The following is a 24,079-nucleotide window of genomic DNA, read 5'->3' on the forward strand; positions in this document are numbered from 1 at the left end:
CGCCTGCTCGTCCTGTGCTTGCGGCACCTGAAGTAAGGACAACCCTTCGACAGGCTCAGGGTGAGCGGGTCGGGGGGAAACCACGGAAGTAACAATGACCGACGCAATAAACTCTGGCCCCACCAAAGCCGACTGGCACGAAAAGGCCGCCAAGGAAGTCAAAGGCCGTGACCTGACGTGGCACACGCCCGAAGGCATCGCCGTGCAGCCGCTTTACACGGCAGCGGACGCGCCGGCGGAGCCCGCCATGCCGGGGTTCGAGCCGTTTACGCGCGGCCCCTATGCCTCGATGTATACTGGCCGCCCGTGGACGATCCGGCAATATGCGGGTTTCTCCACCGCCGAGGAATCGAACGCCTTTTACCGCCGCAATCTGGCGGCGGGACAGAAGGGCCTCTCCGTCGCCTTCGACCTCGCCACCCATCGCGGCTACGATTCCGATCACCCGCGCGTGGTCGGCGATGTCGGCAAGGCGGGCGTCGCCATCGACACCGTGCGCGATATGGAAATCCTGTTCGACCAGATTCCGCTCGACGAGATGTCGGTTTCGATGACCATGAACGGCGCGGTCATTCCGGTGATGGCGTTCTACATCGTTGCGGCGGAGCGACAGGGCGTGAGCGCGGACAAGCTCAGCGGCACCATCCAGAACGACATTCTCAAAGAGTTCATGGTGCGCAACACCTATATCTATCCGCCCGAGCCATCGATGCGGATCGTCAGCGACATTATCGCCTACACCAGCGCGCATATGCCGCGCTTCAACAGCATTTCGATCAGCGGCTATCATATGCACGAGGCGGGGGCGACAGCGGTGCAGGAGCTCGCCTTCACCATCGCCGACGGCAAGGAATATGCCCGCCGAGCGATGGCCACCGGCCTCGATATCGACGCCTTCGCGCCGCGCCTCAGCTTCTTCTGGGGCATCGGCATGAATTTCTTCATGGAGATCGCCAAAATGCGCGCCGCGCGCACTTTGTGGCACGAGGTGATGACCGAACTGGGCGCGAAAGACCCGAAGTCGAAAATGCTGCGCACCCATTGCCAAACGAGCGGGGTGAGCCTGCAGGAGCAGGACCCTTACAACAACGTCATCCGCACCACTTTGGAGGCGCTTTCGGCTGTGCTGGGCGGCACGCAGTCGCTGCACACCAATGCGCTGGATGAAGCCATCGCGCTCCCCACCGATTTCTCCGCCCGCATCGCGCGCAACACGCAACTGGTGCTGCAAGAGGAAAGCGGCGTGTGCAATGTCGCCGATCCTTTAGGCGGCAGCTATTACATCGAAGCGCTGACCGCCGAGATTGCCGACAAGGCGCGCGCTTTGCTGGCCGAAGTCGATGCGGCAGGCGGGATGACCGCTTACGTCGCCAGCGGCGCGCCCAAAGCGGCGATTGAAAGCGCGGCGGCGGAAAAGCAGGCGCGGATCGACAAGGGCGAGACGGTGATCGTGGGCGTGAACAAATACCGCCTCGCCGAAGAAGCCGCGCTCGACACGCTCGATATCGACAATCATGCGGTGCGCCAGAGCCAGATTGCACGGCTGAAAAAAGTGCGCGCCGGACGCGACGAGGCGGCGTGTCAGGCGGCGTTGAAGGCCTTGACCGAGGCCGCCCAAAATCCTCCCCGGAACGGGGAGGGGGACCATGCGCAGCATGGTGGAGGGGCCGCGCCAGAAGAAGAAAAAGCGATCCTTCGACAAGCTCAGGATGAGCGGGGAATGGATTGCAACCTTCTCGCGCTCGCGGTCGAAGCCGCGCGCCATGACGCGACGCTGGGCGAAATCTCCGCCGCCATGGAGGCCGCTTTCGGGCGCTACGACACACTGCCGAGGCCGGTGAAAGGCGTTTACGCCGCGGCTTACGAGAATGACGAGCGGTACGCGCAGGTGGTCGCCGGTGTCGAAGCCGTGGCGCGCCGCCTCGACCATAAGCCGCGCATCCTTGTCGCCAAAATGGGTCAGGACGGGCACGATCGCGGCGCGAATGTGATCGCCTCCGCCTTTGCCGATATGGGCTTCGATGTGCTGTCCGGCCCGCTGTTCCAGACACCGGAAGAGACCGCGCAAATGGCGCTCGACAACGCGGTCGACGTGGTGGGCGCAAGCTCGCTCGCGGCAGGGCACAAGACGCTGATCCCCGAGCTGATCCAGCACCTGAAAGACGCAGGCCGCCCCGATATCAAGGTGGTCGCAGGCGGAGTGATCCCGCCGCAGGACTATGATTTCCTCAAGAAAGCGGGCGTGCAGGGCATTTACGGCCCCGGCACCAATGTCGTCGAAGCCGCCGCCGACGTGCTGCGCCTGCTCGGCCACAATATGCCGCCCGCGGGGGAAGAGGTGGAGTGAGCGCGCCACGCGTCCTTGGCATCGTGGTGCTCGTGCTTATCGGCTCGGCGGCGTGGCTTTTGTTCTTCAATTTCGCCGTTCTCGTGACCCATGCCAATATCGGATTCTGTCGCAAAGCGGAGGAATTGTTGGGCCCCAATCCTGATTGCCCGGCTCCAATGTGGTACTGGATTGGCAATGTCGCAGTTCCCGCAATCCTGGGATATCGCGGATCGCGGAAGTTCCGTGGCGGAGGCCGCCCTTGAACAAACCCCTCGTCATCCGCTCGGTCATCCTCACGCTCGTGCTGCTCCCGACATCGTGCGCGGCGGGGAGTATGGCGGCAGACCGTGCGGATTTGCGCCTCGACCGCCACATCGTTTACGACGGGCCGCTCTGGTACGAGAACGTGCTATGGCTCACCGCGCTGGGGCTGATGCTTGTCTGGGCGTGGGCGATCAAACGGCTGTGGGAGGGGACGGAGTGAGGCCTCTTTCACAACGTCACCCCGGACTTGATCCGGGGCAAGGCTTCTCTTGAGTCGGAGCCGCAGCAAGCTGGATCCCGGATCAAGTCCGGGATGACGAGATAAGTGTGTTAGGAAAATCGAACAGATGTTCTCCAAAATCCTCATAGCCAATCGTGGCGAAATCGCGTGCCGGGTTATCAAGACCGCGCGGCGCATGGGTATTGCCACGGTGGCGGTGTATTCGGATGCCGATGCGCGCGCGCCTTTCGTGCAGATGGCCGATGAAGCGGTGCATATCGGGCCTTCGCCTGCCGCCGAGTCCTATCTCATTGCCGAGAAGATCATCGCCGCCTGCAAGCAGACCGGCGCTGAAGCGGTGCATCCGGGTTATGGCTTTCTGTCGGAGCGCGCGAGTTTCGTCGAGGCGCTCGCGGCAGAAGGCATCGCCTTTATCGGCCCGCCCGCCAGCGCGATTGCGGCGATGGGGGACAAGATCGAAAGCAAGAAGCTTGCCAAGGAAGCGGGCGTCAATGTCGTCCCGGGCTTTGTCGGCGAAATCGCGGATACCGAACACGCGGTGAAAATCGCCAATGACATCGGCTATCCGGTGATGATGAAGGCCAGCGCGGGCGGCGGCGGCAAGGGGATGCGGCTCGCCTACTCCGAACAGGACGTGCGCGAGGGTTTCGAGGCGACCAAGCGCGAAGGACTCAACAGCTTCGGCGATGACCGCGTCTTCATCGAGAAATTCATTCTCAACCCGCGCCACATCGAGATCCAGATCCTCGGTGACCAGCACGGCAACGTGCTCTATCTCAACGAGCGCGAATGCTCGATCCAGCGCCGCCACCAGAAGGTGGTGGAAGAAGCGCCTTCGCCCTTCGTCACGCCGAAGATGCGCAAGGCCATGGGCGAACAGTGCGTCGCGCTGGCCAAGGCGGTCGGATACCATTCGGCAGGCACGGTCGAGCTGATCGTCAGCGGCGCAGACCCGACGGGGGAGAGCTTCTACTTCCTTGAAATGAACACCCGCCTGCAGGTGGAGCATCCCGTCACCGAGGCGATCACCGGAGTCGATCTGGTCGAACAGATGATCCGCGTGGCGGCGGGCGAGAAGTTGGCGATGACGCAGGACGATATCGGCATCAACGGCTGGTCGATCGAGAACCGCATCTATGCTGAAGACCCCTATCGCGGTTTCCTGCCCAGCACCGGGCGGCTGGTGCGTTTGCGGTTTCCCGAGGCGAGCCATTTCGGCCCTCCTGATCCCTCTCCCCTTGTGGGAGAGGGAGGAGCGCCATCAGGCGCGGAGGGAGAGGGGTCGGCGACGCCAGTCGCCGCTCACGCGGCGAACCCCTCCCCCAACCCCCTCCCGCAAGGGGAGGGGGCTCATGGCTACACCCGCATCGACTCCGGCGTGCAGGAAGGCGGCGAGGTCTCGATCTTCTACGATCCGATGATCGCCAAGCTGGTGACATGGGCCCCCACGCGCGACGAAGCGGCGGATTTGCAGATCGCCGCGCTCGACCGGACCGAGCTGGAAGGCCTCGGTCACAATGTCGATTTCCTCTCCGCGCTGATGCAGCACCCGCGCTTCCGCAGCGGCGAACTCACCACCGGCTTTATCGCCGAGGAATATCCCGACGGGTTCGAAGGCGCGGCGACGAGTGAGCAAACCAAGCGCGTGCTGGCGGCCGTCGCGGGCGTCATCGCCACCGCCGATGCCGACCGCGCGCGGCGGATTTCCGATCAACTGGCCGATCCGCTCTATGCGCCGGGCGACTGGACGGTGCGAATGGGCGACGCGGACCACGCGGTGACCCTCGGCGAGGAAGGCCTGCTGGTCGATGGCGAACCGGTCGTGCTCGAATTCCAATACACGCCGGGCGACCGGATGGTCGATGTGGCGGTTTTCGACAGCACCGATGAGGACGCGGAAGCGGTCGCCAGCTATGGCATCCGCATCGCCCGCACCCGCACCGGCTATCGCATGACCACACGCGGCGCGAGCCATGATCTGCGCGTGCTCGAAGCGCGGCTGGCGGAACACGCGGGTCATATGATCGAGAAGGAACCGCCGGACACATCCAAAATGCTGCTCTGCCCAATGCCCGGCCTGCTGGTAAAACTGCACGTGGGCGCGGGCGAGGAGGTGCAGCCCGGCCAACCGCTCGCCACGGTGGAAGCGATGAAGATGGAAAACATCCTGCGCGCCGAAAAGGCAGGCACGGTCGCCACCATCTACGCTGCCGAAGGCGAGACGCTGGTGGTGGATGCGGTGATCTTGGAGCTGGAGTAGGCACACCAAACTCCCCTCCCCGTGGGGAGGGGCCGGGGGTGGGGGTACCGCTGCCCGATGATCGATCGCCGCAAGCCCACCCCGCCGCGACTAAGCAGCAAGCTGCCAAGTCTCGCCGCCCCTCCCTCACGGGAGGGGTGTGAAGCCTACTTCCCCTTGAAGTCCGGCATCCGCTTCTGGATAAAGGCGACCACGCCTTCCATAAAGTCCTGCGTGCGGCCCGCGACCGTCTGGTTCGCCGCCTCCGCCGCCAGCGCGCCTTCGAAGCCGTTATCGAGCGCGGCGGTCGCCTGCTTGCGGATCATACCCAGCGCCTTGGTCGGCATTTTGGCGAGCTTGCCCGCGACCTTGGCGACTTCCGCGTCCAGAGCTTCATCATCCACCACGCGGGCGATCAGGCCGAGCTGGGCGGCCTCCTCGGCGGGCATGGCTTCGGCGAGCAGCATCATTTCCAATGCCTTGGCGCGGCCCACTGATTTGGCGAGCAGCCAGGTTGTGCCTGCATCGGGCACCAGACCGATCCGCGCGAATGCGCAGATCAGCTCTGCCGAGCGTACTGCAATGACGATGTCCCCCATCAACGCAAAGCCGAGGCCTGCGCCTGCCGCAACGCCGTTCATCGCGGTGACGATAGGCACGTCGCAATCGGCCATGGCACGCGCGACGGGCTCGTAATATTCCTGCAGCACCGCGCCCAGATCATCGCCGATAATCCCGTCCGGCCCCAGCCGCGCGCCGGTGCAGAAGGCGCGCCCCGTGCCGGTAAAGACGATGCAGCGCGCCCCGTCTTCCTGCGCGCGGGCAAAGGCCGCGGGCAGGCCGGTGAGCATCGATGGCGAGAGCGAATTCAATTTGTCCGGCGCGTTCAGCTTGATCGTCGCGATGTCGTTTTCGAAACTGTAGAGTAGGTCGTCGGCCATGCGGTATTCTCTCCCTTTGGCGCGTAGCGATAACGGCTTTATCCCGCCTTGGCGATGGTTTCCTGCGCGCATACTTGCGCCTGCCCGCGCAACATGGTTTGGCGCGTCACAACAAAAATTTGCGTGAGAGAGATTCCCTATGGCTTACGAAACCATCACCGTCGAAACGCAGGGCGCGGTTACGCTGATCACGCTGAACCGGCCCGAAGCGCTGAACGCGCTGTCGAGCAAAGTGCTCGCTGAACTGATGTGCGCCTTCACCGGCTTTGAAGCGGATGAGAGCCAGCATTGTGCGGTGGTGACGGGATCGGGCGACAAGGCCTTTGCCGCAGGCGCGGATATCAAGGAAATGGCCGACAAGCCCGCTGCCGATTTCTACCTCGAGGATTTCTTCGCCGGCTGGAACGAGATGACCGCCAAGACCCGCAAGCCGTGGATTGCTGCGGTCAACGGCTTTGCGCTGGGCGGCGGGTGCGAGCTTGCGATGATGGCGGATTTCATCATCGCTTCGGAGAACGCCAAATTCGGCCAGCCCGAAATCAAGCTGGGCGTCGCGCCGGGAATGGGCGGCAGCCAGCGCCTCACCCGCGCGGTGGGCAAGGCCAAGGCGATGGATCTGTGCCTCACGGGACGGATGATGGATGCGGCCGAAGCCGAGCGCGCGGGCCTCGTCGCCCGCGTGGTGCCGCATGAGCAGCTGATGGACGAAGCGATGAAAGCCGCCGAAACCATCGCCTCGATGCCGCCCATGGCCGCGATGGTGAACAAGGAACTGGTCAACGCCGCCGACGAAACCACGCTTTCGCAGGGCATGACGCATGAGCGCCGCCTGTTCCAGATCCTCACCGCGACCGAGGACAAGATGGAAGGCATGAAGGCCTTCGTCGAAAAGCGTGCCGCCAACTGGAAGGGCCGTTAAGCCTTCTCCCCTCCCCGTGGGGAGGGGCCGGGGGTGGGGGTTCAACGCCAATCGAGAGTCGAACCCGCATCCCAACCCTTCCCCAAGGGGAAGGGCTTTTCATCAAGGCCCGGTAGGCTGCCGACAGGCGATAGACTCGCAACGAGGCACGCCCTAGGGCACGGCAACAACACACACAAAGAACGGGTAGAGGCCATGCGACAGATCGATCATTTCATCCAGGGCTATGCAGGCAGCGGCGCGGGGGCGCGCAAGCATTCCATCTGGAACCCCTCCACCGGCGAAGTGCAGGCCGAAGTGGCGCTGGGCGGTGCGTCGGTGCTCGAAACCGCGATTGCCAATGCCAAGGCGGTGCAGCCCGAATGGGCGGCGACCAATCCGCAAAAGCGCGCCCGCGTGATGTTCGAATTCAAACGGCTGGTGGAAGCCAACAAGCAGACGCTGGCCGAACTGCTCGCCAGCGAGCATGGCAAGGTCGTCGACGATGCGCATGGCGATATCCAGCGCGGGCTCGAAGTGATCGAATTTGCGTGCGGCATCCCGCAGGCGCTCAAGGGTGAGTACACCAATGGCGCGGGGCCGGGCATCGATGTCTATTCAATGCGCCAGCCGCTCGGCATCGGCGCGGGAATCACGCCGTTCAACTTCCCCGCGATGATCCCGATGTGGATGTTCGGCATGGCGGTGGCGGCGGGCAATGCCTTTATCCTCAAGCCCTCCGAGCGCGACCCTTCGGTGCCCGTGCGCCTCGCGGAATTGTTCGTGGAAGCAGGCGCGCCCGAGGGCCTGCTGCAAGTCGTGCATGGCGACAAGGAAATGGTCGATGCGATCCTCGATCATCCGGCGATTGCGGCGATAAGCTTTGTCGGTTCGTCCGACATCGCGCAATATATCTACAGCCGCGGCACTGCAGCGGGCAAGCGGGTACAGGCCTTTGGCGGAGCGAAGAACCACGGCATTGTGATGCCCGACGCCGATCTCGACCAGGTGGTGAACGATCTGGCGGGCGCGGCTTTCGGTTCGGCGGGCGAACGCTGCATGGCGCTGCCGGTGGTGGTGCCGGTGGGCGAGGATACCGCGAATGCCCTGCGCGAAAAGCTGATCCCCGCGATCAACGCGTTGCGCGTGGGTGTCTCCAACGATCCCGAGGCGCATTACGGCCCCGTCGTCACGCCCGAGCACAAGGCCCGCGTCGAAGGCTGGATCAGCACGGCGGAAACCGAGGGCGGCGAGATCGTGATCGACGGGCGCGGCTTCACGCTGCAAGGCCATGAAAACGGCTTCTTCGTCGGCCCGACGCTGATCGACCATGTCACGCCCGACATGGAAAGCTACAAGGAAGAGATTTTCGGCCCCGTGCTGCAAATCGTGCGCGCCAAGGACTTCGAGGAGGCGTTGCGCCTGCCGAGCGAGCATCAATATGGCAATGGCGTCGCCATCTTCACCCGCAACGGCCACGCAGCGCGCGAGTTCGCGCACCGGGTCAACGTGGGGATGGTCGGCATCAACGTGCCGATCCCGGTGCCCGTCAGCTATCACAGCTTCGGCGGCTGGAAACGTTCGGGCTTTGGCGATGCCGACCAATACGGCATGGAAGGCCTGCGCTTCTGGACGAAGGCGAAAAAGGTCACCCAGCGCTGGCCCGATGGCGGCGGCGACGGCTCGAACGCGTTTCTTATTCCGACGATGGGTTAAGGTTGTGGCAAGCCAGGCGGTTCCAGCGATCCGGGAAATTGGGAGGACATGGCGATGATCTCTGCGCTTTGGAAATCGGGGGCGTGCCTGGCAACGGCGCTGGCTTCAACCTGCCTCACCAGCGCGGCCATGGCGCAAGAGGCAACCCCGCTCGGCGCAATTCCGCAGGCTTTTCACGGCGAATGGGGGCATCGGGGCGATTGTGCAGTGCCGCTGGTTATCACGGCGGAATCTGCCAGCCGCGAAGGCGCGGCACCGCTCTACCCGCGTGAGGCGCGTGGCCGCGATCTGATCGTGCTGGCGCGCGTGCCCGATCTCGATGATCCCGACGCCGACGAGGGCATCGCGCTCCACCTTGTCGCCGATGATGTGCTGCATTTCGGCGCGCTCGACCCGCTCGCGCTGATCCTTGAGCGGTGCGTGGAACCTGAGATGCCGCCGCTGTGAGGTGCGGGCAGCAATGATCCGCCTGCTTGCAACCCTTCTTGCCGCCATCGTGCTCGCCGGGTGCGCCACTTCGCCCGCGCCGCTGCCCGAACGCCGCATTGCGCTAACCTTTGACGATATCCCGCGCCACCAGGGGGCGTTCCTCACGACGGACGAGCGGCTCGAAATGCTCCGCAGAACCTTGCGCGAGGCGGGCGTCGAGCAGGCGGCGTTCTTCGTCAATCCGGGCAAATTGCACGAGCGGGAAAACGGTGTCGCGCATATCATGGCGTATCAGGCGGATGGCCATGTCATGGCCAACCACACCGCCACCCATGCCTCGCTGAGTGATCTCTCGGTCGAGGACTATCTTGCCGAGATCGACAGCGCCGAAGCGTGGCTGGTGCAGCTGGAAAACCACCGCCCGTGGTTCCGCTACCCATACTTGAATGAAGGCCGCGCCGATCTTGCCAAGCGCGACGGCATTCGCGCAGGGCTCGCCGAGCGCGGGCTCATCAACGGCTATGTCACCGTCGATGCGAGCGACTGGTTCTACGACCAGGCGGCGAGCGAGGCGGTGCGGGACGGGCACGCGGTCGATATGGAGGCATTGGGCGAATTGTTCGTCGAAAGCCATGTCGAGGCGGCGGACTTCTTCGATGATCTGGCCGTGCGCACGATTGGCCGCTCGCCCGCGCACGTCTTGCTGCTGCACGAGGCGGATGTGACCGTGCTGTTCCTCGCCGATCTGATCGACGCGCTCGAAGCCGATGGCTGGACAATCATTACGGCGGACGAGGCCTTTGCCGATCCGTTTGGCCAATTGGCCGCGACCTATCAAACGCCGAGCGCGCAAGGCACGCTGACCGAGCAGGTTGCGTGGGAGTGTGGACTACCCGCGCCGCGCTGGTATGCTCGCAATGATACAGCCGTCGCCCGCGCCGCGTTCAACGCCCGCGTGCTGGGCCAGACCGGGGAAAACGACTGACATGAAGACCTATCGCATCGCCGCCCTGCTTCCCGCCATCGCGCTTCTCGCGGCGTGTGGCGGAGAAGCGCAGGAGCCTGCGCCCACCAATGACAACCCGCCTGCTCTGGCGGAAAGCGCTGACGAGCAACCTGTCGGTATGGAAACGCCAGAGCCCGCAAACGTGCCGGAAACCGTGGCCGCCGGCGAAGGCGCGATCCCGGCGGAGTATGTTGGCGTGTGGGACTATATCGAAGGCAAATGCCTCGATTATTCCGATATGCGCCTTGAAATCTCGCAGGACGAATTCCTGTTCTACGAAGCCGTTGGCGAGGTGCAGCGCGTGGTGGCAACCGATGATTACATCGTCGTCGATCTCGCCATGGCGGGCGAGGGGGAGACATGGAACGACAGTTTCCGCCTCGATATCGACGCGGACGGCTTGCTGCACACCAGCGATCCCGCCGCCGCGACGGGGCGATCCGATTACCCGCGCAAACGCTGCGACGGCTAGGCGCCGCTCAGCGCGTTTTGCAGGTGCTGATGCCGAAAGGCAGATAGGCGGGGCAGAAGGATACAAAGCTGGTCAGCGCGAACACCGCTGCCACGACATAGCCGACAATTGCCGCAGTTCCGGTCAGTGTGCCGGTAAGGCCGAGCGCCACCAGCACCACTGCCGCGATCAGGCGGATGGTCTTGTCCATTGAACCCATATTCTTTTTCATGCGAACCTCCTGAAATGCGGCAAGCGCCCGGTGGCGACTCGCCAGTAAGTCTGTTCGTCCGCAATAGGCCTGCGGCTACACCTGCGTCTTTGACGCAGATCAACTTCCGGCTTTGGCGGCGCGCTCCTCGTAAGCGAGGATCACCAGCAGCGCGAAACTCGCCAGCCAGTGCGAAGACATATAATCCTTGTCCACCTGCTCGATGCTCGCATTGTAGAGAGCCAATTCGGGCGTCGCATGGGCCTTGCCCAGCCGCTTCGCATTGCCGATCTCGATCCAGCTCCATGCGCGCGAGAGGTTGAAACCGTCGAGATGCGCCATCTTGCCATCGCTGCGGTCGCGCGGGACGACCGGATCGAAGAGGCAAGCGGGGCGGCCTTCGCGCAAGGCCGGCAGATATTGCTCCAGCCAGTCGTCGAATGGCACACGGCCCACCTTGCGCATGACTTGCGCGACGGTGAGCGTGCCCGACAGGAAATCATCGCCCGATGGTTCGATCGGATGCACATCGGCATGGGCGGCGAACCATTCCATCGCCTTGTCCGCCATCAGCTTTGCGAGCGCGGGGTCGAACACCTCCGCCCAGTCGAGCACCAGCCGCATGGCGAATGCGGTGTTGAAATGGGTGCCCGCGCGGATGGGGTAGGCAAGGATGCCCAGATAATCGCGCCAGCCCGCGGCAAAATGGCGCGCGAGCGGCTCCATATGCTGCGCCCACGGTTTTTCCGGCGAGCGCGAGGCTTCTAGATGCAGCATCGCATACCACGCCCAGCCATAAGGCCGCTCGAAGGCGCGCGATTGCGGGCGCTGCGCATAGGCGAGTTCTGCTCCCAGCTTCTCCGCCGTGAACGTGCTATCGGCGAGCGCGGTGATCGCCGGCGCTTCGGGCAGGTCGGGATAGAGGCGGCGGATAGTGAGCAAAGTCCACCAGCTGTGGACGCAGCTGTGCCAGTCGAAACTGCCGGGGAAAGCGGGGTGCAATGTGGCGGGCGACAGCACATCCTGTGGGCCCGCCATCACATGGTCGAGCTTGTTGGGATATTCCTGCGCCACATGGGAAAGCGCAGTGCGCGCAAAACGTCCGGCCAGCCCTGCATCAATGCTCATGCCGCATCTCCATAACCGCCACCGCCCGGCGTACGGATGGTGATAACATCGCCGGGTTCGACATCGGCCGCGCCGGTTGCGCCAAGCTGCGTCACGCGCCCGTCGGAATGCTCCACAAATGTCTCCCCTGCCTGCGCGTCGCCGCCGCCCGCCAGCCCGCGCGGGGCCACGCGGCGGCGGTTGGCGAGCATTTGCACGCGCATTGCTTCTGTAAACTCTATGCGCCTCTCGACCCCGTTGCCACCCGTCTGCGCGCCTGTGCCCCCCGATCCCTCGCGCACGGAAAAGCCCAGCACGCGAACCGGCAGGCGGGTTTCGAGCACTTCGGGATCGGTGAGGCGCGAATTGGTCATATGCGTTTGCACCGCATCGGTGCCGGGATGCGTCGGCCCTGCGCCCGACCCGCCACAGATCGTCTCGTAATATTGGTGGCGCTCGTTGCCGAAAGTGAGGTTGTTCATCGTCCCCTGCGACGGCGCGAGCGCACCGCAGGCGGCGAAGACGGCATCGGTGACGACCTGGCTCGTTTCCACATTCCCCGCAACAATCGCGGCGGGCGGGTTGGGGCTGAGCATGGAGCCTTCGGGAATGCGCAGAGTTACAGGACGCAGGCAGCCATCGTTCAAGGGCACATCATCGTCGATAAGGCACCTGAGCGCATAGAGCACGGCGGCGCGGGTGATCGCTTCGGGCGCGTTGAAATTGTCGGGCAATTGCGCGCTGGTGCCGGTAAAATCGAACAGTGCGCTGCGCGCCGCACGGTCGATGGCGATGCGCACCGCCACCTGCGCGCCATTGTCCATCGCGTAGCTGAAAGCGCCTTCGGGCAAATGCTCCAGCAGCGCGCGCACGGCGGCTTCGCCATTGTCGAGCACATGGCCCATATAGGCGGCGACCACTGCGCCTGAATGCTCCTGCGCCGCCGCGCCGAGCAGGTCGCTCCCGCGCGCGCAGGCGGCGAGCTGGGCTTTCAGATCGGCGATATTGCGCAGGGGATTGCGAGCGGGATGCTCGCCGCTCGTGAGAATGTCGAAAATGTCGCGCTCTAGAAAGCGCCCTTCATCCACCAGCAGCACATCGTCGAGCCTGATGCCTTCATCATCGATGCTGCGGCTGTCGGGCGGCATCGAGCCGGGCGCTATCCCGCCAATATCGGCGTGGTGCCCCCTTGCAGCGACGAAGGCGTGCGGCTCCCCAGCCTCATCGTCCCAGAACACCGGCGCGATCACCGTCACATCGGGCAGATGCGTGCCGCCGTGATAGGGATCGTTGACGATATAGGCATCGCCGCGCCTGATTCCGCGCTCGCTGCCCGAACGGTTGGCAATCACCCGCTGGATGCTCGCTCCCATACTGCCCAGATGCACGGGAATATGCGGCGCATTGGCGATCAGATTGCCCGTCGCATCGAACAGCGCGCAGGAGAAATCGAGCCGCTCCTTGATATTGACCGAGCTGGCGGTGGCTTCGAGCACCACGCCCATTTCCTCCGCAATCGCCATGAACAGATTGTTGAATATGGCGAGGCGGACCGGGTCGACCTGCGTGCCTGCCGCCGGTGCGCGCTGGCGCGGCACAGAGCGGGTGAGGACGAGCGAGCCGTCTGCCTCGCAAGCAGCCTGCCAGCCTTCCTCCAGCACGGTGGTGGAACCTGCAGCGGGCAGGATGGCGGGGCCGTTGCGCGCTTCGCCTGCGGGAAGCGGCGCGACCTGACCGATATCGGCATCGCCCAGCCCGCCACTGGTGCCCTGCGCCTCCACGCTGATCGCTTCGAGCATGAGCGGCGCGCTATCGTCCGACCAGCCGAAGCGTTTGCGGTGCGCGGCGCGGAAATCCGCCTCAACTCTATCTGTGAGCGGCAGATCGAGCGTCGTATCGCTCCCCTCGAAGCGCAGCCGCAGCCTGTTGGTGAGGGTGATCGTTTCCGCCGCAATGCCCTGCGCCAGCAGCTCGTCCTCCGCCTCCGCGCGCAGCTTCATCAGACCTTCGGTAAAGTCTTCGCTGAGCGGTCGCACTACGCCCGCCTCGCGCATCGCGGTGACGGGGGCGAGGCCGATGCCATAGGCGCTGAGCATTCCGGCGAAGGGGTGGATCAGCACCGTCTCCATCCCCAGCTCGTCCGCCACGCGGCAGGCGAATTGTCCGCCCGCCCCGCCAAAGCAGGCGAGCGCATAAGTCGTCACATCATGCCCGCGCGCGGTGCTGATCTTGCGGATGGCATTGGCCATTTCATCGACCGCGATGGTTAGGAAACCCTCGGCCAGTTCATCCGCGCTCATCGGATCGGGCAAGGCAGCGCGCACCTCTTCCAGCCGCTTGTGAGCGGCTTCAGGGTCGAGCGGCGCGTCGCCATGCGGGCCGAACACGGCGGGGAACTGCGCGGGGTCGATCCGCCCCAGCACCAGATTGCAATCGGTCACCGTCAGCGGCCCGCCCTTGCGGTAGCAGGCGGGGCCGGGATCCGCGCCCGCGCTTTGCGGTCCGACGCGCAGCCGCTGCCCGTCAAACCGGCAGATCGAGCCGCCCCCCGCCGCCACCGTATGCACCTGCATCATCGGCGCGGCGATACGCACGCCCGCGACCACGCTATCGCCGGTGCGCGCATAGTCTCCGGCAAACAGGCAGACATCGGTGCTCGTCCCGCCCATGTCGAAACCGATGAGCCGCTGATAGCCGAGCCGCTGCGCGGTCGTCGCTATGCCGACCACGCCGCCGGCGGGGCCAGAGAGCACGGCATCCTTGCCGCGAAAGGCGCGGGCATCGGTCAGCCCGCCATTCGATTGCATGAACCGCAGATCGCCATGATCAGGCAGGCGCGCGGCCAATTGCTCGACATAGGCGCGGATCACCGGTGAGAGATAGGCGTCCGCCACACTCGTATCGCCGCGCGGCACCAGCCGGATGAGTGGCGAGACTTCGTGGCCGACGCTGACCTGCGCAAAGCCCAGCTCGCGGGCGATTTCCGCCACCCGCGCCTCGTGCGCTGTATACGTCCAGCCATGCAGCAGCACGATGGCGAGCGCATCGACACCCGCCTCGCGAAAGGCCTGCAAATCGCGCCGCGCCGCCTCCTCGTCGAGCGGCAGCAGCACTTCGCCATCCGCGTCCATCCGCTCGGCGATTTCGACCACGTGGCGCTCCAGCCGTTCGGGCTTAACGATATGCCTCGCGAAAATATCGGGCCGCGCCTGGTTGCCGATCCGCAGCGCGTCACGGTGCCCCTTGGTGATCGCCAGCGCGACTTCCGCGCCTTCACGCTCCAGCAAAGCGTTGGTGGCAATCGTGGTGCCGATGCGCAGCTCGGCAATCGGCGCTGCGCCATGTTCGGCCTGTATCCGCCGCACCGCCTCGCTCGCGGCATCGGGATAGTGCTCGGGATTGCTGGAGAGCAGCTTCGCCGTCACCACGCGGCCATCGGGCAATTGCGCCACGACATCGGTAAAGGTGCCGCCGCGATCGATGGCGAAGCGATAGGAGCCGGTCATGCTCCGCCTGTTAAGCTCTCGCCAGCGACAGGTCGAGACGCAGCCTTGCCTTTCCCGCTGTGGCGGGGGTAAATCGCGCATGGCTGACACCTACTCGACCGACCGCAAGAAGCTCGACTGGAAGCTGGTCGTGCTCATTGGCCTGTTCCATATTGTCGCGCTCGCGGGCCTCGCGCGGCTGCTCGCGCCCGAATTTACCGCCAGCGTGGTGGAACGCGCCACCTCGGTCATCTCGGTCACCATCACCGCGCCCCCGCCTCCTGATGCCGAGCCGAGCGATGCGCCGCCGCAGCCCGATGAAGGCGCAGCTGGCGCGGAAGGGCGCGAGGCGACGCCGCGCGAAGTGATGGCGCCGCCGCAGCCCTTGCCGCGCCAGACCCCCGCACCGCGCGCGACCTCTACCGGCACGGCGAACAATTCGGGCGCGCGCGATCAGGGCGATGGCACCGGCGCGGGCGGCGAAGGCGAGGGTACGGGCAGCGGGCGGCGCGGGTCAGGCACTGGCGGCGCGGTGGCGGTCGGGCCGTCGGTGCGTTCGGGCGAGCTCAACGAAGCGCGCGATTTTCCGATTCCCGAGGGCGGACGTGCGGCGCGTTTCGGCCAATCGGTCACCGTGCATTTTACCGTCACCACCGATGGCCGTGCGCGTAGTTGCACCGTCGCCAATACGCAGGTGGATGCCGAGACAACCGCGCGCGTTTGCCCGCTGGTGATCGAGCGCATCCGCTTCAATCCCGCCACCACGGCAGATGGCACGCCGGTCGAAGCACGCTACGGCTACCGCGTCGATTTCCGCGCGCGTTCGTAACCCACGCGCAACAATCGCCTTGCAGTGCGGCGGGGAATTGCACAGGGACTTCGCATGAGCAAAATCCACCCCGTAATCATGTGCGGCGGCAGCGGCACGCGGCTTTGGCCCAAGAGCCGCAAGAGCCTGCCCAAGCCGTTCCTGCCGCTGGTGGGCGACACCACTTTGTTCGAACAGACACTGGCGCGCTGCGCTGATGCGGCGCAATTCGCCGATCCGATCATCGTCACCGGCACCGCGCATCTGCCCCATGTGGAGGCGCAACTGGGCGGGGCGAATTCCCGCATCATCGTCGAACCGCAGGCCAAGAACACCGCGCCCGCGATTGCGCTGGCGGCCACTTCTCTGCCCGACGATGCGATCATGCTGGTGTGCCCGAGCGACCACCATATCGCCGATGTCGCGGCGTTTCGCGCGGCGGCGCAGGCGGCGGCGGAGCTGGCGCGGGACGATCACATGGTCGCTTTCGGCATCACCCCGACGCATCCCGAAACCGGCTATGGCTATATCCTGCGCGGGGACGAACTTCCCGGCGGCTATGCCATCGAGCGGTTTGTCGAGAAGCCCGATCTGGCGCGTGCGAGCGAATTTCTCGCCCATGGCGGCTATAGCTGGAATGGCGGCATCTTCGCCTTCCGCGCCGGGGCTTTCATGGACGAACTCGCCACCCATCGCCCGGCGATGGCGCAGGCGGTGCGCGATGCGATGGCGGGAGCGAGCGAGGAGGGTGCCCGGCTGCATCCGCTGCCCGAACCCTTCGCCGCAATCGAGGGCGATTCGGTCGACTATGCGGTGATGGAGAACACCAAGCGCGCCGCGATGGTGCCGGTGTCGATGGGCTGGTCGGATATTGGCGGCTGGCCTGCCTTGCGCGATGCGCGCGAGCAGGACGAAAGCGGCAATACGACACGCGGCGCAGTCGAGCTGGTCGATTGCGCGGGTGTGCTCGCCGAAACCGACGGGCCGCGGATTTCCGCCATCGGCCTCACCGATGTGGCGATTGTGGTGGACGGCAACGAAGTGCTCGTTACCACGATGGACGGCGCGCAGAAGGTCGGCAAGCTGACCGGCGCGAGCAAGCAGTAGGGCCGCGCGCGATGCTGGTTTTGCTCCCCGTTGCCGACGGCATGATCGCGCAGACGATCCAATTGGCGCTCGCGCCGGTGTTTGTGCTGGTGGCGCTGGGCAATATCCTCTCGACGCTCGCCAACCGGCTGGGCCGCGTGGTCGATCGCAGCCGCGAATTGCAGCAGCGCCACGGCGCGACGCAGGGGATGGAGCATGATCTGGTGGTCCGCGAAATCCGCACGCTCGATCTGCGCATCACGCTGATCGGATCGGCGATGCGGCTGCTGGTGCTGGCTGGGCTTGCCATCGGCGTTACCGTGATGCTGTTGTTCGTGCAGGAGTTTCTCGGCCTGCACCTCAATCTGGCGGTCGCGGGCACCTTCATCATCGCCATCGGCCTGTTGATGTGGGCGCTAGTGCTGTTCCTGCGTGAAACGCAGGAAGCCACCAAGGCGCTGCGCATTCCGGAAGAATATCTGGAGAAAGAGCGGGAGCTTTAGGCTTCTTGCGGCTAAGCCCAAAAGCCCTTCCCCTTGGGGAAGGGTTGGGATGGGGGTTCGGCATCAGTGGCGTGGAACCCCCACCCCCGGCCCCTCCCCACGGGGAGGGGGGATTTCAGCCGAAAAAGGCGCCTCTAATCCCTCGGAGGCTCCAGCAATTTCTCGCCATGCTGCTGGATCGCGGCATCGACAATCGGTTTGAGGAACCCCAGGGCAGGCGGCAATTGCATCGCGATGCGCACGGCATTGTCTTCGATATCGATATGGCCGGTGAGCGATTGGCCCATCGCGCTGATGGCCATTGTCATGCGGTCTTCGCTCGGCCAGTCGGTCACGACCTCGGCCATGCCGCCGGGAATACCATCGCCGATCGTGTGGCCCTTTTCGCGCAGCCGCCGCCGCACTTCTTCGCGGCCCAGATTATGGGGAACCGAAACGTCCATCAGCTGCCCGGTCCGCTGGGCGTTTTGGCGCGGTCGAAATCGGGGAGCGGCACGCCCGAACCTTGCTCGGCGGGTTCGGGCAGCGCCATGCCGTCGGCATCGCCGTAGCGGTAATCGAGATAGCGGTTTTTGATCGCCAGATCATCCAGCGAGCCTTGCGCAAGCTGGCGGGTGACGCTGTCGATCTCCTTGCTGATCTTGCCGAGACTGCTGACAAGCTGCTGGTCAGGCGTCGAACCCGCGCGCTCCTCCTGCCGCAGATGCGCGGGGATGCGGGTGTAGCTTTCGATGGTCTCGGGCAGGATTTCGCCCACCAGCTTGCGCACTTCGCCCGCCGCCTCATGCGCGGGATCGACATGGGCGAGCTGCTGGCCCAGCGCATCCAGTTGCGTACCGAGCTGCGCGACGATGGTCTGCGCAGGCGCGGGCAGGCCGGCACTCTGGCTTTCGAGCCACAATTCGGTGCGCGCGACCAATTGCCGCGCGTCCTGGGTGCGGCGTAAGTCGGCGCGTTGGGGTACCTTCACTTTGGGGTAATTCGAGAAGATGGCGGTGGCGACGATCACGCTCACCAGCACCATCATCACGCCCCAGAAGCCGATACCGTTGAACATCGCTCCCGCGATTCCCGCCGCCAGAAAAATCGTAAAAGCAGCGATGATGATGTTGCGAATACGCGTCTTGAAGTTACTGCGCCTGATGCGCGCTGACCCTTCTCCGATTGACCCCAGCGCCCGCCGGTGCCGACCGCCATTCTGGTTGTCGCGCAGCACGGCGCGGCTCTCGGCAAGAATACGGTCGGACTCGTTGATGCTGCTCATCGGCTGGCCCTTACGGCTCCAGCGTCAGCAGGCCGCTATCCTGCACCTGCCGCGCGGCCTGTGCCTGGCCCTCGGCGCGGGCGATATAGCCCTTCGATTTTTCGACTTCTGCCGACAGCGTGGTGACCGTCTGCTTCATCGAATCGAGCGCGCGCAGCTTGAAGCTGTCCACCTCGTCCATCGTGTCGTAAATATTCTGGAAGGCGCGTTGCAGCGTCTCCATCGGGATGGTGCTGCTGGCGGCCTGTTCGTGGATTTGCGCGGTGTTGGACCGCAGCAATTCGCCGGTCGAATCGATGATGCCCGCGGTGGTCTGGTTGAGCGCGGTGATCTGCCCGAGCACCAGCTTCTGGTTGGTCATCGCCTGCGCCACCGTCACCGCCGTGCGCAGCGCGCCGACCGTGGTGGTGCTGGCGCGGTCAACGCCCTTCACCAGCTCGACATTGTTCTTCTTGACCAGATCGAGCGCGAGATAGCCCTGCACGCTCACAGCCATTTGCGTGAGCAGATCCTGCACCCGCTGGCGGACATAGAACAAAGCGGTTTCGCGGATAGCCTTGGCCTTTTCCGGATCGGTCGCGTCGAGTTCGGCGGCCTTTTCCTCCAGCTCGGCATCCAGCGATTTGCCGATATGGATCATCTGTTCCAGATTGCCCATCGCTTCCCACAGCTTCTGCCGTTCGACGTCGATCGCGGCATTGTCCATGATCAGCTCGTCCTTGCCGCTGGCTAAGCGGGCGAGGATCGACTGGATGTGGCTTTGGGCCGAGGTGTAGCTGTCGAAATAGTTCTTCAGCCGGTTGCCCAGCGGGATGATGCCGAGGAGCTTGCGCCCGGTCAGCTTGCCCTTGCGGCCGGGATCGAGGTCTTCGACCGTGCGGCGCAGTTCGGCAAGATCGGCGCCCACGCCCGATTCCTGGTCCATCGCGCGCACCGGGCGATCGAGGAAGCGGTTGGACATCTGGCTCGCCGCCATGATTTCCTTGCGCCCCATATTGGTGATCTGGTCCACCTTCTTGCCGAAATCGGGCGAATTGGCATCCAGCGCAATCAGCTCTTCGACAAAACCATCGACCTTTTGCTGCAACGCGGTGCGCTTCTCCTCGCTCACGGGAACAAGGCCCACCGCCTTTTCGGGAGCGACGACGGGCACCGGATCAGGCGGCGTCAGTTGCAGATCAAGCGCGGTTGCGGTTGTGGTCTCATTGCTCGTGGCCATCGCGGCGTTCTTCCCTTCCTGCCCTGATGCGGCGTGCTTTCCACTGTATTAGGAATGCAAGACACGCGTTTCAACCTTTGTGTAGCGCGAGTTTCCGCGATATTGGACCGCAATGCAAACACCAAACGCGCCAGCAAAAACCGGGGCAGAAACCGGGGCCCAAACCGGAGCCGCCACGGCCAATGCAGCCGCCGCCCCGACCGAGGCCAAGAGCCTGCGGCAGGGCCTCAGCGATTTCCTCCATACGTTCGACCATTGGTGGCAGAAGGACGTTTCGGGCACGGTCGACCAGATCGCGGTGATCGAAAAGCGCCGCGCCGAATGCGCCCTGTCCGCGCGCTATCTGCTGATGACCTGTATGTCGGCAGGGATCGCCATTCTTGGTCTGCTGCAAGGCAGCGCAGCGGTGGTGATCGGGGCGATGTTGCTCAGCCCGCTGATGGACCCGATTATGGGCGTCGGCTTTGCGCTGGCCATCGGCGATTACAAGTGGCTGCGACAGTCGGCCAAATCGCTCGCTATTGGCACGGCCTTTGCCATCCTGTTCACCGCGCTGATCGTCTTCATGTCGCCCTTGCAAGCGATAACGGCAGAGATCGCCGCGCGTACACGACCCAGCCTGCTCGATCTGGGCGTGGCGATCTTCTCGTCGATTGCGGGCGCCTATGCGATGATCCGCGGGCGCGAGGGAACGATCGTCGGCGTGGCGATTGCGACCGCATTGATGCCGCCGCTCGCGGTGGTGGGTTTCGGCCTTGCGACCATGAACGCGACGGTGTTCTGGGGCGCGCTGTTCCTCTTTATCACCAACTTGACCGCGATTGCGCTGACCGCAACCGCGATGGCGCGTGCTTACGGCTTCTCCTCCAGCCTGACCGAAAAGCAGACGCAGATGCAGGCCTTCCTGATCTTCAGCGCCTTTGTTGTGCTGGCGGTGCCGCTGCTGCTTTCGCTGTTGCAGATCGTCGACGAAACCCGCGCCCAGCGCGGCGCGACAACGATTGTCGAGGAAGTGTTCGGTGACCGCCCCATCAATGCGCAGGTGGACAGCACGTTCGACGGCAATAGGATGAACGTCACCGCTACCGTCTTCACGCCCGAATTTGTCGCAAATGCCGAAGGCGAGGCGGAGCGCCGTCTGACCGAACGCTTCGACCGCGAGGTTGATGTTACGCTCAGCCAGGTCATCATCGGCACCGGCACACAGGCGCAGGAAGAGGCGCAGCTGGCGCAGGCGCGCGAGCAGGAAGCGCAAATGCGCGCCACGGCAGAGGACATTGCCGAACGGCTCGCACTGCTGGCAGGGGTTCCGGTGGAGGATGTGACGGTGGACCGCGAACGCCGCCGCGCGCTGGTGGTGGCACGCCCGCTCGATGGCGCGAGCCTTGCGGCCTATTACGAGCTTGAGAACAGGATCGATGCGACCGAGCCCGAATGGGATATCCGCATCACCCCGCCGCTGCGGCCGCTGCCCGATGTCACTTTTTCGGGCGAGGACATGACGGCTGAAGGCCGCCGCGCGCTGATGCTGGCGGACTGGGCGCAGGCGCGCACCGGTGTGCGGGTGCAGATGCGCGGGCCTGATGAGGCGATCGCCTCATTGCGCGCGGCGCTCGCTTCGCAGCGAAGCGCTATGGATGCCGAGGAAACCGGCGCGGGTTATGGCACGGTAACGCTCGATTGGGCGATGATGGGCGAAGAGGAGAGCGAATAATGCCTGCCGAACTGACTGTATTGGCGCTGGCGGGCATTTTGCTGCTCGTCCACGTCTTTGCCGCCGCGCATTTCAAGACCAAGCAATATGGCGTCGACTGGAACACCGGCGCGAGGGACGAGGACTTGCCGCCGCTGAACTTCCTTGCCGCACGGCTGGAACGGGCGCGGGGCAATTTCCTCGAAACGCTGCCGCTGGCGATCATCGCGCTGTTTGGCGTGGTGCTGGCGGACAAGGCCAATGCGCAGACGGCAATCGCCGCCTGGGTTTGGCTGGGCGCGCGCGTGCTCTATCTGCCGCTCTACTGGACAGGCATCCCGATCATCCGCACGCTGGTATGGGGCGTGGGACTGGTCGCGTTGCTCTATGTCCTCGGCGTTATGCTGGTAGGTTAGGCCGCCAGATCGAGCGGAATAATCTCGCCCGACAGATACAGCTTCTTCGCCTTGGCGCGGCTCAGCTTGCCCGAGCTGGTGCGCGGAAGCGTGCGCGGGGGCACCAGTTCGACGACGCAGCTCATGCCGGTTACGGCGCGCACCTTGTCCGCGATCTGGTCGCGCAGCTTCACCCGTTCTTCGGGATCGGAGACGCGGCAATGCACCAGCACGGCAGCGGTTTCCTCGCCGGTTTCGGTCTCTAGTGCAAAGGCAGCGATGTCGCCGTGGTTGAAGCCGGGCAACTGTTCCACCGCCCATTCGATATCCTGCGGCCAGTGGTTCTTGCCGTTGATGATAATCATGTCCTTGGCGCGGCCGACAATGAACAGATAGCCATCGGCCATATAGCCCATGTCGCCGGTATCGAGCCAGCCATCGACCAGACAGTCTTCGGTCGCCTGCGGATCGCGGAAATAGGAGTGCATGACGCTGGGGCCGCGGCACCAGACTTTGCCGATCTGGTGATCGCCCTTGGCATCGCCATTCTCGCCGCGAATTTCGACGTCCATATCGGGCATCGGCTTGCCGCAATTGACGATGGCGCGGTAGCGCGCGGGGCGGGAAAGATCGCGGGCACCGCCTGACAGCCGCTCTTCCTCGACCAGCTCGACGCGGATCCCTTCGCCCGGCGGCATTACCGTGACCGCTAGGGTCGCTTCAGCCAAGCCATAGGACGGGGTGAAGGCGCTCGCCTTGAAACCCGCATCGGCAAAGGCGTTGACGAAATTCTGCATCACGTCGGGCCGGATCATGTCCGCGCCATTGCCCGCGAGCCGCCAGCGCGACAGGTCGAACCGGTCGGCGACATGGCTCTGGCTCGAAATCCGGCGCGCACAAATGTCATAGCCGAAAGTCGGCGAATAGCTCATCGAATTGCCCTCGTTGCGGCTGATGAGATCGAGCCATGCCAGCGGGCGGCGGGCGAAATGCTCGGTGCGCAGATAATCCGCGCTCACCTGATTGCCGACCATCGAGAGGAAGCAGCCGACAAGGCCCATATCGTGGTAGAAAGGCAGCCAGCTGACGCCGCGATCGCCTTCGCCGATATGCATCGAGGTCGCGTGGCCATAGAGATTGTGCAGCAGCGCGCGGTGGGTGACGGCAACGCCGGTGGGGAAACGCGTCGAACCGGAAGAATATTGCAGATAGCAGATATCGTCGGGATCCGCGTCGGGCAGGTCGGTCTCGCTTGCATCGAGCGCGGCAAACTCGTCCCAGGTCATGCCCTTGCAGCCTTGGTTGGCCGCCGCCGCCGCGCCCATTTCGGCGATTTCGGCAGGGTAGAGCAGCAGCGCGGGGTCGCTGCTCGACAATTGCACGCCCAATTGCTCGATATAGCTTTCCTTGCCGCCAAAGGTGGTGGGCAAAGGCAGCGGCACCGGCCATGCGCCGGAATAGACGCAGCCGCAGAACGCGGCGACAAATTCGGGCGCGGTTTCGGCGATCAGGGCAACGCGGTCGCCTTTGACCAGACCCAGATTGGCGAGACGGTAGGCATTCGCCAACCCGTCTTCACGCATCTGCGTGTAGGTGTAGACCCGCTCCAGCGTCCCCCGCGCGTCGTGGAAATTCATGCCCTTGAGGCTTCGCGCCGCATAATCGATCGCTTCGTTGAACGTAGCGAAATCGGACCGCCGGCGCGGCAGCGGGCAGTCGTTTGGCGTAGGTGTCAGCTCAGTCATAAGAATGTGCGAATACCCTCTTTATGTCCATTCCGCGCTTCTGCGGCGC

General features: G+C 64.4%; 21 protein-coding genes. 13 read left to right on the plus strand and 8 right to left on the minus strand.

Features of this window, described 5'->3' with window-relative positions; genetic code table 11:
- Positions 1-94 precede the first annotated feature (94 nt).
- From scpA to ACS0VV_RS01210, 3 genes are all read left to right on the plus strand, one after another.
- A complete protein-coding gene (scpA, locus tag ACS0VV_RS01200) occupies positions 95-2,347 on the plus strand; it encodes a methylmalonyl-CoA mutase (protein ID WP_483530919.1) in 2,253 nt (750 codons plus the stop codon).
- Between the two features lie 241 nt (positions 2,348-2,588).
- Positions 2,589-2,813, plus strand: coding sequence for a hypothetical protein (locus ACS0VV_RS01205; RefSeq protein WP_483530920.1), 225 nt, complete (start codon positions 2,589-2,591; stop codon positions 2,811-2,813).
- Between the two features lie 127 nt (positions 2,814-2,940).
- The gene (locus tag ACS0VV_RS01210) at positions 2,941-5,094 is read left to right on the plus strand and encodes an ATP-binding protein (protein WP_483530921.1); all 2,154 of its coding nucleotides are present in this window, start codon (positions 2,941-2,943) and stop codon (positions 5,092-5,094) included.
- Between the two features lie 146 nt (positions 5,095-5,240).
- On the opposite strand, the gene ACS0VV_RS01215 is transcribed toward ACS0VV_RS01210, so the two are convergent.
- Positions 5,241-6,014, minus strand: coding sequence for an enoyl-CoA hydratase-related protein (locus ACS0VV_RS01215; protein WP_483530922.1), 774 nt, complete (start codon positions 6,012-6,014; stop codon positions 5,241-5,243).
- Positions 6,015-6,153: 139 nt separating this feature from the next.
- On the opposite strand from ACS0VV_RS01215, the gene ACS0VV_RS01220 reads away from it, so the two are divergent.
- The 5 genes from ACS0VV_RS01220 (at position 6,154) to ACS0VV_RS01240 (ending at position 10,535) form a co-directional block, all read left to right on the plus strand.
- On the plus strand, positions 6,154-6,933 hold the full coding sequence (locus ACS0VV_RS01220) for an enoyl-CoA hydratase-related protein (protein ID WP_483530923.1): 780 nt from the start codon (positions 6,154-6,156) through the stop codon (positions 6,931-6,933).
- Between the two features lie 195 nt (positions 6,934-7,128).
- Positions 7,129-8,628 (plus strand): CoA-acylating methylmalonate-semialdehyde dehydrogenase, encoded by a 1,500-nt coding sequence (locus ACS0VV_RS01225; RefSeq protein ID WP_483530924.1) that lies wholly within the window; start codon positions 7,129-7,131, stop codon positions 8,626-8,628.
- A 54-nt stretch (positions 8,629-8,682) separates the two neighbouring features.
- Positions 8,683-9,075, plus strand: a complete 393-nt coding sequence (locus ACS0VV_RS01230) for a hypothetical protein (protein ID WP_483530925.1) — start codon at positions 8,683-8,685, stop codon at positions 9,073-9,075.
- Positions 9,076-9,088: 13 nt separating this feature from the next.
- Positions 9,089-10,042 carry a polysaccharide deacetylase family protein gene (locus tag ACS0VV_RS01235; RefSeq protein WP_483530926.1) on the plus strand — a complete coding sequence of 318 codons (954 nt, stop codon included), beginning with the start codon at positions 9,089-9,091 and terminating at the stop codon, positions 10,040-10,042.
- A 1-nt stretch (position 10,043) separates the two neighbouring features.
- Entirely contained in the window at positions 10,044-10,535 is a 492-nt protein-coding gene (locus tag ACS0VV_RS01240; RefSeq protein WP_483530927.1) for a hypothetical protein, read from the plus strand.
- Positions 10,536-10,542: 7 nt separating this feature from the next.
- On the opposite strand, the gene ACS0VV_RS01245 is transcribed toward ACS0VV_RS01240, so the two are convergent.
- The 3 genes from ACS0VV_RS01245 to ACS0VV_RS01255 all read right to left on the minus strand — a co-directional run bounded on the left by ACS0VV_RS01245 (position 10,543) and on the right by ACS0VV_RS01255 (position 15,338).
- On the minus strand, positions 10,543-10,746 hold the full coding sequence (locus ACS0VV_RS01245) for a YgaP family membrane protein (RefSeq protein WP_483530928.1): 204 nt from the start codon (positions 10,744-10,746) through the stop codon (positions 10,543-10,545).
- Positions 10,747-10,845: 99 nt separating this feature from the next.
- Positions 10,846-11,853, minus strand: coding sequence for a DUF2891 domain-containing protein (locus ACS0VV_RS01250; protein ID WP_483530929.1), 1,008 nt, complete (start codon positions 11,851-11,853; stop codon positions 10,846-10,848).
- Positions 11,850-15,338: a hydantoinase B/oxoprolinase family protein gene (locus ACS0VV_RS01255; protein WP_483530930.1), complete on the minus strand. Its 3,489-nt coding sequence runs from the start codon at positions 15,336-15,338 to the stop codon at positions 11,850-11,852. The genes ACS0VV_RS01250 and ACS0VV_RS01255 overlap by 4 nt, the downstream gene beginning before the upstream one ends.
- Positions 15,339-15,417: 79 nt before the next feature.
- On the opposite strand from ACS0VV_RS01255, the gene ACS0VV_RS01260 reads away from it, so the two are divergent.
- Genes ACS0VV_RS01260 through ACS0VV_RS01270 form a run of 3 tightly spaced genes read left to right on the plus strand, consistent with a single transcriptional unit; the run spans position 15,418 to position 17,714 of the window.
- Positions 15,418-16,146, plus strand: a complete 729-nt coding sequence (locus ACS0VV_RS01260; RefSeq protein ID WP_483530931.1) for an energy transducer TonB — start codon at positions 15,418-15,420, stop codon at positions 16,144-16,146.
- A 54-nt stretch (positions 16,147-16,200) separates the two neighbouring features.
- Positions 16,201-17,232 (plus strand): mannose-1-phosphate guanylyltransferase, encoded by a 1,032-nt coding sequence (locus ACS0VV_RS01265; RefSeq protein WP_483530932.1) that lies wholly within the window; start codon positions 16,201-16,203, stop codon positions 17,230-17,232.
- Positions 17,233-17,243: 11 nt separating this feature from the next.
- A complete protein-coding gene (locus ACS0VV_RS01270) occupies positions 17,244-17,714 on the plus strand; it encodes a DUF2721 domain-containing protein (protein WP_483530933.1) in 471 nt (156 codons plus the stop codon).
- A gap of 134 nt (positions 17,715-17,848) precedes the next feature.
- On the opposite strand, the gene ACS0VV_RS01275 is transcribed toward ACS0VV_RS01270, so the two are convergent.
- From ACS0VV_RS01275 to ACS0VV_RS01285, 3 genes are read right to left on the minus strand one after another with little or no spacing between them, the layout of a single operon-like run.
- Positions 17,849-18,157, minus strand: coding sequence for a polyhydroxyalkanoic acid system family protein (locus ACS0VV_RS01275; protein WP_483530934.1), 309 nt, complete (start codon positions 18,155-18,157; stop codon positions 17,849-17,851).
- Positions 18,157-18,978, minus strand: coding sequence for a hypothetical protein (locus tag ACS0VV_RS01280; protein WP_483530935.1), 822 nt, complete (start codon positions 18,976-18,978; stop codon positions 18,157-18,159). The genes ACS0VV_RS01275 and ACS0VV_RS01280 overlap by 1 nt, the downstream gene beginning before the upstream one ends.
- 10 nt (positions 18,979-18,988) lie before the next feature.
- A complete protein-coding gene (locus ACS0VV_RS01285; protein ID WP_483530936.1) occupies positions 18,989-20,197 on the minus strand; it encodes a toxic anion resistance protein in 1,209 nt (402 codons plus the stop codon).
- A 112-nt stretch (positions 20,198-20,309) separates the two neighbouring features.
- Between ACS0VV_RS01285 and ACS0VV_RS01290 the strand changes: the two genes are divergently transcribed.
- Together ACS0VV_RS01290 and ACS0VV_RS01295 are read left to right on the plus strand one after the other, a co-directional pair.
- On the plus strand, positions 20,310-21,911 hold the full coding sequence (locus ACS0VV_RS01290; protein ID WP_483530937.1) for a TIGR00341 family protein: 1,602 nt from the start codon (positions 20,310-20,312) through the stop codon (positions 21,909-21,911).
- Positions 21,911-22,306 carry an MAPEG family protein gene (locus tag ACS0VV_RS01295; protein WP_483530938.1) on the plus strand — a complete coding sequence of 132 codons (396 nt, stop codon included), beginning with the start codon at positions 21,911-21,913 and terminating at the stop codon, positions 22,304-22,306. Before ACS0VV_RS01290 ends, ACS0VV_RS01295 begins: the two co-directional genes overlap by 1 nt.
- On the opposite strand, the gene ACS0VV_RS01300 is transcribed toward ACS0VV_RS01295, so the two are convergent.
- Positions 22,303-24,030 carry a fatty acyl-AMP ligase gene (locus tag ACS0VV_RS01300; protein ID WP_483530939.1) on the minus strand — a complete coding sequence of 576 codons (1,728 nt, stop codon included), beginning with the start codon at positions 24,028-24,030 and terminating at the stop codon, positions 22,303-22,305. The two genes, ACS0VV_RS01295 and ACS0VV_RS01300, sit on opposite strands and share 4 nt — an antisense overlap.
- Between the last annotated feature and the right edge of the window lie 49 nt (positions 24,031-24,079).

This window comes from Aurantiacibacter sp. KMU-128 (genome assembly GCF_056933515.1).